This is a genomic window from Frankia nepalensis (genome assembly GCF_016786325.1).
GTDB lineage: Bacteria > Actinomycetota > Actinomycetes > Frankiales > Frankiaceae > Pseudofrankia > Pseudofrankia nepalensis.
This window is the reverse complement of record NZ_JADWYU010000112.1, coordinates 15,477-26,701: the sequence shown is the minus strand read 5'-3', so window position 1 is coordinate 26,701 and position 11,225 is coordinate 15,477. Positions and strand designations below refer to the sequence as shown.

General features: G+C 72.0%; 6 protein-coding genes. All 6 read right to left on the bottom strand.

Annotation, left to right across the window (positions count from 1 at the left end; genetic code table 11):
* Positions 1-4: 4 nt before the first annotated feature.
* The 6 genes from I6A81_RS14095 to I6A81_RS45550 all read right to left on the bottom strand — a co-directional run bounded on the left by I6A81_RS14095 (position 5) and on the right by I6A81_RS45550 (position 11,220).
* Positions 5-2,224: an ATP-binding protein gene (locus tag I6A81_RS14095; protein ID WP_307874654.1), complete on the bottom strand. Its 2,220-nt coding sequence runs from the start codon at positions 2,222-2,224 to the stop codon at positions 5-7.
* Positions 2,225-2,812: 588 nt separating this feature from the next.
* A complete protein-coding gene (gene galK, locus I6A81_RS14090; RefSeq protein WP_203002543.1) occupies positions 2,813-4,081 on the bottom strand; it encodes a galactokinase in 1,269 nt (422 codons plus the stop codon).
* The gene (locus tag I6A81_RS14085) at positions 4,081-5,229 is read right to left on the bottom strand and encodes a UDP-glucose--hexose-1-phosphate uridylyltransferase (protein ID WP_203002542.1); all 1,149 of its coding nucleotides are present in this window, start codon (positions 5,227-5,229) and stop codon (positions 4,081-4,083) included. The genes galK and I6A81_RS14085 overlap by 1 nt, the downstream gene beginning before the upstream one ends.
* Positions 5,230-5,309: 80 nt before the next feature.
* Positions 5,310-6,536: a glycoside hydrolase family 1 protein gene (locus I6A81_RS14080; RefSeq protein ID WP_203002541.1), complete on the bottom strand. Its 1,227-nt coding sequence runs from the start codon at positions 6,534-6,536 to the stop codon at positions 5,310-5,312.
* A 153-nt stretch (positions 6,537-6,689) separates the two neighbouring features.
* Positions 6,690-9,758: a glycoside hydrolase family 2 TIM barrel-domain containing protein gene (locus tag I6A81_RS14075; RefSeq protein WP_203002540.1), complete on the bottom strand. Its 3,069-nt coding sequence runs from the start codon at positions 9,756-9,758 to the stop codon at positions 6,690-6,692.
* A 133-nt stretch (positions 9,759-9,891) separates the two neighbouring features.
* Entirely contained in the window at positions 9,892-11,220 is a 1,329-nt protein-coding gene (locus I6A81_RS45550) for a mannitol dehydrogenase family protein (protein WP_307874653.1), read from the bottom strand.
* Positions 11,221-11,225: the final 5 nt, after the last annotated feature.

Genomic DNA, 11,225 nt, shown 5'->3' with positions numbered 1-11,225 from the left:
CCGTTCAGCCGCCTTCCCGGCCGAGGAACACCGCGCGTGCCAGGTCGTCGCGTTCAGCCAGCTCGCGGGCCGGTCCGACGAAGCGGACCTGGCCCTTCTCCAGGAACACCGCCCGATCGGCGATCGCCAGCGCGATGTTCAGCGACTGTTCCACCACGATGATCGTCAGACCGTCGTTCTTGAGCCGCTCCAGGACGGCGAGCAGGTCCTGTACCACCACCGGCGCCAGTCCCAGCGACAGTTCGTCGATCAGGAGCACCTCGGGGTCATGCAGGAGGACCGCCGCGAGCGCGAGCATCTGCTGCTGCCCTCCTGACAGCGACCCCGCCTGCTGCCCCAGCCGGCTTGCCAGGTCGGGGAACAGGTCGAGCACGTAGGCGAACCGGCGGTCGCGGTCGGCGCCGTCCCGGCGCATCCGGAACGCGCTCATCTCCAGGTTCTCCCGGACCGTCATCGCCGGGAACACGCCGTTTCCGCCCGGCAGCAGGTGCACGCCGTATCGGCCCCGCTGCTCGGGAGGTACATAGGTCATCGTCCGGCCGTTCAGCCGCACCACCCCTCTCGAGGGCGTGCCGAGACCGCAGATCACCTTCAGGATGGTCGATTTGCCGGCGCCGTTCGTGCCCAGCAATGCCAGGGTCTCTCCCCGCCTGACCTCGAATCCGACGTCGAAGAGCACCTGCACGTGCCCGTAGGAGAAGTCGATGTCATTGACCTGCAAGACCGGGATGTTCGCCGGATCCGCCTGCTGACGGTCGTGTTCCGCGAGTTCCTCGCGCAGGTCGGCCACCACCAGCGACAGGTCGTTCCTGATGAAGGACGCCCCACGGATCAGCAGATAGCCGCCGAGCGCGTGCGACGGAATCCCGATGACCAGCACGGCCACCCGCGGATCGTAGGCATCGGCGAGCAGGGCGGCGAGCACCGCACCGCCGGTTCCGCCGATGAAGAAGACGTAGACCGCGCCGAGCGCCACGCCCATGCCACGCAGGCGGTACGGGACGATCGACTGCATGATCGGACCTATCATGGCGAACGCCACGGAGGACAGCGCCGCGGCGGGGACGCCCGCTATCATGAAGGCGATCCAGTTCGGCATGAACCACTGGATTGGCAGCAGCACCGAGGCCGGAAGGATGCAAAGGCCCAGAAGGCGAAGCGCCTTTGCCGGATCCCGGTGGTACAGACGGTCGTATCGCGGCGCTACCACCGGTAGGGTAAACAACAGTGCTACGCCACCCAACGTGCCCATGAGGCCACGCTGGAAGGCTGACATACCGTAGTGGTCCTCTGCCCACAGGCTTCCCAGAATACCTGTCGCGAAAAGCCCGAACCCCAGGGCAGAGAAGGCCAGGATCGCGCTCTTGACCGTGTGGATGCGCATCAACCGCGCGAACGCCGACTCCATCGATATCGGCAGCGGATTCTCGTCCTTGATGACATTTCCCAGCACCGATTTCATCTCGTGCTGACCACGCGGGGGCTCGGGAAGTCTAAACGCCCACAGCGCCACAGCCAACGCGGGCAGACCCAGGATGATAAACGGCCACCGCCAGCCGTCCTCGCCACCGGCCAACGTGGCGATACCGCCCACGACCAGCGGACTGATGGTGCCCGCGATCCGCGCGGCGCCGTAGGTGAACGCCGAGATACGCCCTCGCACGCCTATCGGATAGGTGTCGGCTAACAGCGATACGTGCGCAGTGGTGTTGCTTGACTTCGCGATCCCCACGCCGAACCGAGCCAGGAAGAACAACAGAGCGTTCGCCGCGAACCCGCTCGCGAACACCATGACGGAGAAGACCGCGCCGGCCCACCCGATGATCCGGCTACGGCGATACCGATCAGCGAGCCAGCCCATCGGCAACGCGCCAAGCACCAGGAACGCGCTCGACGCCGACGCGACGAACACCATCATCCCGTCGCTCATCCCGAACGCGTCCCGGATCTCCGGCGACAGCACCGACACCGACGCCGACTCCAGCTCGTCAAGCGCCGACAACACCACCAGCGTCGTGAAGGTCAGTGAACCGCCCGCGGCAAGGCCCTCACGCAGCGACAGCCGCTCATCTCCGACCCCTGGCAGCAGCTCGTCCGCGAACAGCACCTCACGCTGCGCATCCGCCTGCCGCTGCTGGCGCTCGGCCTCCGCCGCGATCAACCCGGAGGCCAGACCGGCCGCCGTCGACGGCGCGGAGTTCGCCGCCTCGGGGACGCTCGGCACCGAAGCGGATGATCGGCTCAAGGCCGGAGCCGATCAGAACGGGGGGAACCGGCGGCGTTCTTCTTCATACAACTCTCCGCAAATACAGGTAATCGCGAGCGGCGGATCGCCGTGGTGACCAAGATGCGTCCACGCCCGCGCGGCGTGATCGAGAGGGTGGAGGGCCGCTGCTCGTCTTTCAGCGGAAGGCGGGCCGTTCGGGTTGGTCCACCGTGTCCCGGCCGCACCAACATATGAGCCCGCCGACGACCAGCCCACGAGGACAGAACCGGTGCTGGAGCCCGCCGAGAGAAAAGAGATCGTGGTACGGGAACGAGTGGGCGGCCGGTGCTCACCTCGCCATACTGGGGTTCGTCACCGCGGTGAACGAGATGTTGCCAGGAGTTGCCAGCGCCCGCGGGCTCGTGTGCGGCGAGTCATGGGTGGCCGGGCGACCCGAGGCGTCGGTCAGGCGCGTCGGGCGACGCACCGCGGTGGGCGGGGACGGGCACTTCGCCAGCACGGACACGAACGGTGCGCCGACGGCTCCAGCACCAATGCGCCGATCAGGTGATCCAGCGGGGAGTCGTTCCGTCGACGGAGCCACGGTTACGGACGGTTGTCGCGATGCGCCTCCTGACGGTCATGCCCAGGTGAGGAGACGCCCGGGCAGGGTTCGGCCACGGTGCCGGCGACCGCCGAGCAGGGCAGGACTGATCCGGTGAGCCCGGTCGCCGCGTGGTAGCCGTCAAGGGCCGCCGCGGCGAACGCGTCGAGTAGCGCCCGGTCCACGAGCGCAGCCGCGCAGCCGGCGAACCCGCCACCGGTCATCCGGGCTCCCAGGCAGCCGGGTGCCGCGAGCGCGGCCTCGACCATCGCGTCCAGCTCAGCGCTGGACACGGCGAAGTCGTCCCGGATGCTGCGGTGTCCCTCGGTCAGCAGCGCGCCGGCCGTGGCCACGTCGCCAGCCCGTAGCGCAGCCGCGACGTCGAGTACCCGTTGGTTCTCGGTGACGACATGCCGGGCCCGGGCGAGCGCCACCGGGTCGAGCCGCCCGGCAGCCTCGGCCAACAGCGACGGGCCGACATCCCGCAGCGCGGGTACGCCGAGCAGCCGGGTGGCTCTGGCGCATTCAACGCGTCGGTCGGCGTAGGCGCTGGTCACGATTCGCCGACGGGTGGATGTGTCGAGGACGACGACGGCGACGTGGGCCGGCAGGGGAACTGGCTCGACGGTGCCGTGCCGGCAGTCCACCAGCAGCGCATGGCCGGCGACTCCGCTGACGCAGGCAAGTTGGTCCAACAGCCCGGTCGCCGCGCCCACCCACTCGTTCTCCGCCCGGTGCGCGAGCCGGGCCATCGCCAATGCGTCCCATGGCAGCCCTGCGATGTGTGCGCAGGCCGCGGCGACCGCGAGCTCCAACGCCGCCGACGAGGACAACCCGGCGCCCGTCGGAATGTCGCTGGCCACTACGCCCTGCCAGCCGGCGAGGGGGCCGTGGGCCGCGGCGAGCATGACCGCCGTCCCCTCGACGTAGCCGGCCCAGCCCTCCGTTGTCCGCCGCTGTGCGGCGGCGGGCGGCGGCACGTCTGGGGGAGGAAGAGTAACCCGCGCTGCCCGGGCCTCCTGCTCGGAAACCAGTTCGATCGCGTCGTCGGCGTCGCCTGGCGACGGCCGCAGCGCGATCCACAGCTCCCGGTCGACCGCGACGGGCAGGCAGAAGCCATCGTTGTAGTCGGTGTGCTCGCCGATCAGGTTGACCCGCGCCGGCGAGCGGACCAGCGCCGTCGGGTGGCCGCCGAAGGCCGCGGCGAAGCCCGCGATCGCGCGTTCCCGCGCCGGCGGCCGCCCGGGCGCGGGCTCCGGCCCTGGGCCCATCACCGGTCAGCCTTCGGCCGGGCCAGGCCGGTCTGCCCGGCCGGGTCCTGGCCGGCGGGCGCCGCCGGGGAGTGCAGGCAGGCGCGCAGGCGGGTCGCGGCGGTCTCGGGGGTGAGGTCGCGCTGGACGCCGGCGAGCATCTCGTAGCCGACCAGGAACTTGCGCACCGTCGGGGACCGCAGCAGCGGCGGGTAGAAGTGGGCATGCAGCTGCCAGTATGCGCCGGCACCCGACGGGCCGGAAACGTCGCCGCTCGGAGCGGGCCACGGGCCGGGGACGCCGTGCCAGCCCATGGAGTACGGGAAGGGACAGCCGAACACCGCGTCGTAGCAGTTCAGCAGCCGGCGCAGCGTGTCGGCCAGGCTGTTCCGCTCGGCCTCGGACAAGTCGGCCAGCCGGGCCACCTGGCGCCGCGGCAGCAGGAGCGTCTCGAACGGCCAGACCGCCCAGAACGGCACGACGACCAGCCAGTGCTCACCTTCGAGCACCACCCGCTCGCCGGCCGCGGCCTCCAGGTCGGCGTAGTCGGCGAGCAGCGGCGCGCCGTGCTCGGCGAGGTACGCCCGTTGCCGGGCGTCCTCGGCCGCCGGCTCGTCGGGCAGTGACGACGACGCCCACACCTGGCCGTGCGGGTGCGGGCTCGAGGCTCCCATGAGCGCGCCGCGGTTCTCGAAGACCTGCACCCACCGCCAGTCGCGGCCCAGCTCCCGATCCTGCGCCGCCCAGGTGTCGACCACCGCCCGGATGCCCGCCAGCGGCAGCGAGCCGAGGCTCGCGTCGTGGCGCGGGCTGAAGCAGATCACCCGGCAGGTCCCGGTCTCCGGCTCGGCGTGCAGCAGTCGGTTGGCCAACAGCGGTGATGGACCCGTTCCAGCCACGCCCGTGTCTGGTCTGACCGGCCGGAGCGCTGGGAAATCGTTGGTGAAGACGAACGGGCCCTGGTAGTCGGGGTTATGCGCGCCGCCGGCGCGGGCGTTGCCCGGGCAGAGGTGACAGCCTGGGTCGTGGGCGGTGCCGGGAGGCGCCGCCGGCACCTCCCGGCCGCCCTGCCAGGGCCGGCCGTCCCGCCCGGCCGAGACGAGCACCCACCGGCCCGTCAGCGGGTTGAACCGCCGGTGCGTCCCCGGTTCACCCCCCGGCACAGCCATGCCCGGTGTGTCCGGACCCGAGAGCGTCTCCGCTCCACGGTGCCGCCCAGCCGTTGGCGTGGTCTTCGACACCTTCATGATCAGAACGGGCCGCCCGCGCGGGCGACCTCGCCGAGCCAGCGGGCGGAGGGCTTGACCGTGCGCGCGAACGTCGTCCGGTCGACGGCGATCAGTCCGAAGGTCATCGCGTAGCCCGACGTCCACTCGAAGTTGTCCAGCAGCGTCCAGTGCAGGTAGCCGCGCACGTCGACGCCGTCGGCGACGCAGCCGGCGAGCCCCTCCAGGGCGGCCCGGGTGTAGGAGATCCTGGCGTCGTCGTCGTCGGTGGCCATCCCGTTCTCGGTCACGAGCACGGGCACCCCGGTCTGCTCCGCCGCGAGCCGTACGGAGTGCCCGAGGGCCGGCGGGTAGACCTCCCAGCCGGTCTGCGTCGTGGCCGCCCCCTCCGGGACCGGCAGCAGCCCACCAGGCCCGATCCGCTCCCTGGTGTAGGACTGGACGCCGACGAAGTCGTCGTCTCGGGACACCTGGAGCCAGTCGAGCAGCGTCGCCTGGCGCGCGGCCGCGCAGCGGGCCTCGCCGCCTTCGGCGGCCTGCAGGTCGACGAGGGCCAGTGTCCAGCCGACCGCGGGGTTACCCGGTCCGGACTTGATGGCATCGACCGCCTTGCGGTGTGCCTTGGCCATCACCTCAAGGTTGTAGGAGGGCCAGCCGACGGGCGGGGGCGCCGGCGCCTGCGGGTCCGGGAGCCCGGTGTGTTCCGACAGGCCCAGGCTGTCCTCCCGGGACGCGGCCGGAGCGAACCGGGTGTGCACCATCAGGGAGATCAGGTTCGCCTCGTTGATGGTGCACACCCACGGCACCAGGTCACCGATGTGCTCGGTCACCCGAGCCGCGTACCGGGCGAACCGGTCGGCCGCGCCGGGGCCGTCCCAGCCGCCGGCCGAGGCGAACCAGCGGGGCGTGGTGAAGTGGTTGTACGTCACGACCGGCTTGACGCCCTGCTCCAGGCAGGTGCCGACCATCCGCCGGTAGTGGTCGAGCGCGGCCCGGGAGAAGAACCCGTCCTCCGGCTCGATCCGCGCCCACTCGACGCCGAACCGGTAGGCGTTCAGGCCCAGCCCGGCGAGGGTGGCGATGTCCTCGGGATAGCGGTGGTAGTGGTCGCAGGCATCCCCCGACGGCTCGTGGAACGGCGAGCCCTCCGACCACTCGCTGCGCCACATGTCGCTGGCGATGTTGCCGCCTTCGACCTGGTGCGGCGCGGTGGCGGCGCCCCAGAGGAACCCCTTGGGAAAGGAAGACATGGCCGGCTGGCCTCCTGAGTCTGGATCTTTGTTGGTTACACCGTCCCGCCGCCGGCTTCGAGCGCCGCGTCTCCTCCCGAAGACGAGGGTCGGCAGGGCTGCTGGGCCGGTCGCGTGGTCCGGCACCGGCGTGACGCCCGCCGCCGCGCCGCGTCAGCGCGGTGGCGTCGCCTCGAGGCGCAGGCGCCATACCCAGGCGTACTCGTGACCGGTCAGCCGGTGCCGGGGCCGGGTGTCGGGACCGACCACGGCGGTCCCCAGCCCGCGATGCGCGACGTCGAGGTGCACCACCGTGGCGCCACTGGGCGGGAGCCGCCACCAGTGCCGCGCCGCTTCGAACTGTTCGACGCGGTAGCGGCTCACGGCCATCTGCAGCGGGGTCTCGTGGATGGTGCTGACCGTGCCCGCGGGGCCGGTCAGTCGCAGTTCGGTGACCTCGCCGCGCCCGCCGTTCTCCTGTGGCCACACGTAGGGCACGGCGAGGTCGTCGATCCGGCTGCGCCAGTGGCCGAGCAGGGCGGACGCGCGGCGGTCCGGGTAGTTCTCCCACGGCCCGAGGCCCACCCATCGGGCCTCGTCGAAGCCGTCGACCAGCTCGAACTCGACACCCACCCGGAGCGCGTCCTCGGTGTCGTCGGGCAGGCGGACCTGCTCGGTGAGCTGGTACTCGGCGAACGGCCGGCCCGGTTCGGCGAGGGCGACGATCTCGCGGCGGTGCACGATCTCCGTGTCGAACGCGGTGCGGTAGACGGTGGTGGCGACCACCAGGCCCTTCCCGGCCGCCTCGACGGTGACGCTCGCCGGGGTGAGCCGGAAGAAGCCGGAGCGGACGAAACGCTGGTCGAGCGCGAAGGACCGGTCGGTGTCGGTGAGCGCCCGCCACAGGCACAGGCGTGGCGCGGCCCGCAGCAGCGGGTGCGCGAGCTCCCCGTCGCCGTCCTCGGGAAGCGCGGCGGGCACGGCCGTGGCGACCGGCGGCGCGGGACGCGGAAAAACCACCTGGTGGATGGCGACGGCCGTTTCCGCCGGTGCCCACCGCGCGGCGTTCCTGGTCCGCGCGGTCAGGGTCAGGGCCAGCGGCGGCGACGACGATGTCTTGAGCTGCTCGCGGACCGCCTCGGGGAGGTCGACAGTCGCCGCCGCTCCGGCGGGGACCTCGCCCACCTCTATGGCCACAGGGTCCGGTGGCTCGCCGGTCTCCACGTGAAGCTCGAAGGTGTAGGCGCTCAGGTCGTTGAACGTCTGACGGTTGCGGATCGTGACGGTCCCGGCGAGCGCCGCCGCGGCGTCGGAGACGATCCGCACCGGGCTGAACAGGCCGCGCGCCTCGTACAGGGCGGGTTGGGGCGTGAGGTCGGCGAAGACGACTCCGTTGAGCAATATGGTCCCGTCGTTGGGTACGTCGCCGAAGTCGCCGCCGTAGCGGTACCGGCCGTCGCCGTCGGGGTCGAGGGCGTGGTCGGTGAACTGCCAGAGGAAGCCGCCCTGCAGGCCGGGCAGCGTCTCGAACAGGTCCCAGTAGTCGGCGAGGCCGCCGGTGGAGTTGCCCTGGGAGTGCGCGTACTCGCACAGGATGACGGGCCGGTCCGCGCGCGGGTCGGCGCAGTACGCCGCCAGGCTCTCGAATGACGGGTACATCGGGCACACGAGGTCGGTCGCGGCGTGCCCGCCGTGCCAGTCCAGCGAGATCGCACCCTCGTAGTGCAGCGGCCGGGTCGGCTCGAAGCGGCGCAGCCAGCCGGCCGCGGCGTCGTGGTTCGCGCCATAGCCGGTCTCGTTGCCCAGGGACCAGGCGATGACGCACGGGTGGTTGCGGTCGCGCAGCACCATCCTCGACACCCGCTCGAGGAAGGCTGGCAGGTAGCGCGGGTCGTCGCAGACCGCGGGGGCGAAGGCGTGGGCCTCGATGTCCGCTTCGTCGACCACGTAGAAACCGATCTCGTCGCAGAGGTCGAGGAAGAGCGGGTCATTCGGGTAGTGCGACGTGCGGATCGCGTTGACGTTGAATCGCTTAAGCAGCGACAGCTCGGCGAGCATCCGCTCCGCCGTGACGACACGCCCGGTCCTGGGGTCGATGTCGTGCCGGTTCACGCCCTGGACCAGGATCCGCCGACCGTTGACCAGCAGGTCGCGGCCCTCGACCCGCACCCGGCGGAAGCCGACCCGCGTGGCAACCTCGTCCACGACGGTGTCGTCCGGCCCCGCGAGCCGGACCACGATCTCCTCCAGGTGAGGGTTCTCCGCCGACCAGGGCTCGACGGCCAGGTCGTCGAGGTCGAGGACGGCGGTCCCGGCCACGGGCGCCGGCGCGAGGGACTGGCGCATCATCGGAGCCGCCGGCACCCAGGCCGGCGGGATGGGGGCGTCCGCGGCGAGCAGCGACGGCAGGTCCATGAGGTCGGGCGGGATCATCGTCGCCGGTCGGCTCGTCCGGTCGTCCGTGAGTGGTGGGAGCCGCGGCGCGGGGCGGCGCGGGGCGACCGGCACGGTCTCGTCACGGCCGAGGACGTCGACGCATATCGACCAGCCGCCCTCGTCCAGGTATTCCAGCCCGGCGGTGGACACCTCGACGCGCAGCGCACCGCGCCGGGTGGCCGGGTCGAAGTCGGCGACGACCGTGAGGTCGGCCAGCCGGGTCTCCGGCACGGTGTAGAGGTACACCGAGCGGGACAGGCCCGACTGCCACCACTGGTCCTGGTCCTCCAGGTAGGAGACCGACGACCACTTGGATACCACCAGCTCGACCGTGTGCGGCCCAGCGGGGCTCGCCGCGCATGCCTCGGTGACGTCGAACTCGGCTGCCAGATGCGAGTCGGCGCTGACCCCGACCGGACGCCCGTTCACGAACGCCCGCAGCAGTCCCTCGGCGGCGCCGACGTGCAGCACGACGCGGCGGCCCTCGGCCGGGCGCAGCTCGAAGGAGCGCCGGTAGATCCCCGTGGGGTTGCGCGCGGGCACACGCGGCGGCATGTCGTCGAACGGCATCTGGACGTTGGTGTAGTGCGGCGGGTCGGCGTCCTCCCACATGGTCCATAGGCCGGGCACTTCCACGGTCTTCCAGGTTTCGCTGATCGGCGCGGTCGGGCTGTCGAGGAGCTGGAACTCCCACGTGCCGTCGAGCTCGACCTCGGGCGCCCGCCGCAGCGCGTGCATGGGCAGCCGCCCAAGGGCGTTGAACCCGGAGTCGTCGGCCGGCAGCGCGGTGAAGTCGGTCCTGGTCATGTCACCTCTCGATCCACGTTGACCCGACCTCATTGGCCCGCACACCTGCCCGTCGTACCAAGCGGTTGCCGCCAGTTGCCTACCGACCCTGTGGCCTGCCGAGCCGTCGAGCACGCCGGCCCCGGCATCTGGTCTACGCCGCCCCCGCCCGAGCGGCGAGGGACGACGCTCGGACCTTCACGGCGCCGACAAGGTCCGCGTCGTCCGGCAGAGCCGGGTCGAGGGTCGCGAGCAGCCTGGGCACGGCGTCGGTGAGGACGTCGGCGGCCAGCGGCACGAGCTGGGCGGCGCGGACGTCGGTGACCGGCGGGCCGGCTCCCCGCAGGTGCGCGACCCAGGCGGCGAGCGCGGTGACGGCGACGCCTGGCAGCCGGCCGTGCGCACGCTCGCGCCGCAGCACGGGCAGGATGCGCGCGGGGAGCTTCTGCGAGCCGTCGGCGGCGATCTGCGCCAGCTCGTGGCGGATCCGGGGGTTGGCGAACCGCGCGAGCAGCGCCTCCCGGTAGACGGCGACATCCGCTGCCGGCAGCGCCAGGTGCGGCCCGCAGGTGTCCCACCACTGACCCAGCCAGCCGCGGCAGACCGGGTCGGCCACGGCCTCGGCGACGGTGGCGTGGCCTCGCGCCGGGCCAGCGTAGGCCAGCAGCGAGTGAGCTCCGTTGAGCAGCCAGAGCTTGCGGTCCTCGAACGGGGTGACGTCGTCGGTGAACACCGCCCCGGCACTCTCCCAGGCGGGCCGCCCGCCAGGGAACTCCCCCGCCAGCACCCACTCGCTGAACGGCTCCGTCACCACGGGGCCGCGGTCGTCCACCCCGGTGACGGACAGCACCGCCCGCCGGTCGGCGTCGGTCGGCCGGGGGGTGATCCGGTCGACCACCGTCGTCGCCACACGGATCTGCCCGTCGATCCATACGGGCAGGCTGCTGTCGACGTCGGCCGCAAGATCGCGCAGCGCGGCGGCCAGCACGGAACCGGCGCCTGGCAGGTTGTCGCAGGGTACGAGGGTCAGCGGCCCGGCGTCCCGGTACCGCCGTGCCAGCAGGCCGGCCACGAGGCGGGCGGGCGCCGACGAGACGGGGGCGGCTGGGTCGGCGCGCAGCGCCGCGAGGTCGGCGACGATGCGCGGGTCGGCGGTGTCGAGACCGCCGCCCACGCCGCGCCGGTAGCCGGCCTCAGTGACGGTGAGGGTGACAACCCGCACGTCCGGGGTGCCAAGGTGGTGGAGCCACGCCTCGTGGTCAGTGCCGGGGTACGCCCGGGAAACCGAACGGACCACGGCGAAGTCGTCGGTGTCGGCGCCGCGGGTCACCAGGGTGTAGAGGCCGTCCTGGGCGGCCAGCGCGTCGGCGACGTCCGGGCGCCGGCCGGTGAACGCGGCGATGCCCCAGCCGTCCGCGTCGCTCGCCCGGTCGGTGTACCAGGCCTGGTGGGCGCGGAAGAAGCTGCCCAGGCCAAGGTGCACGATTC

Bases quoted from the DNA above. Each gene is read 5' to 3' on its own strand.
- galK (WP_203002543.1), bottom strand. From the start codon at position 4,081: ATGGGCCCAGGGCCGGAGCCCGCGCCCGGGCGGCCGCCGGCGCGGGAA.
- I6A81_RS14085 (WP_203002542.1), bottom strand. From the start codon at position 5,229: ATGGCTGTGCCGGGGGGTGAACCGGGGACGCACCGGCGGTTCAACCCG.
- I6A81_RS14080 (WP_203002541.1), bottom strand. From the start codon at position 6,536: ATGTCTTCCTTTCCCAAGGGGTTCCTCTGGGGCGCCGCCACCGCGCCG.
- I6A81_RS14075 (WP_203002540.1), bottom strand. From the start codon at position 9,758: ATGACCAGGACCGACTTCACCGCGCTGCCGGCCGACGACTCCGGGTTC.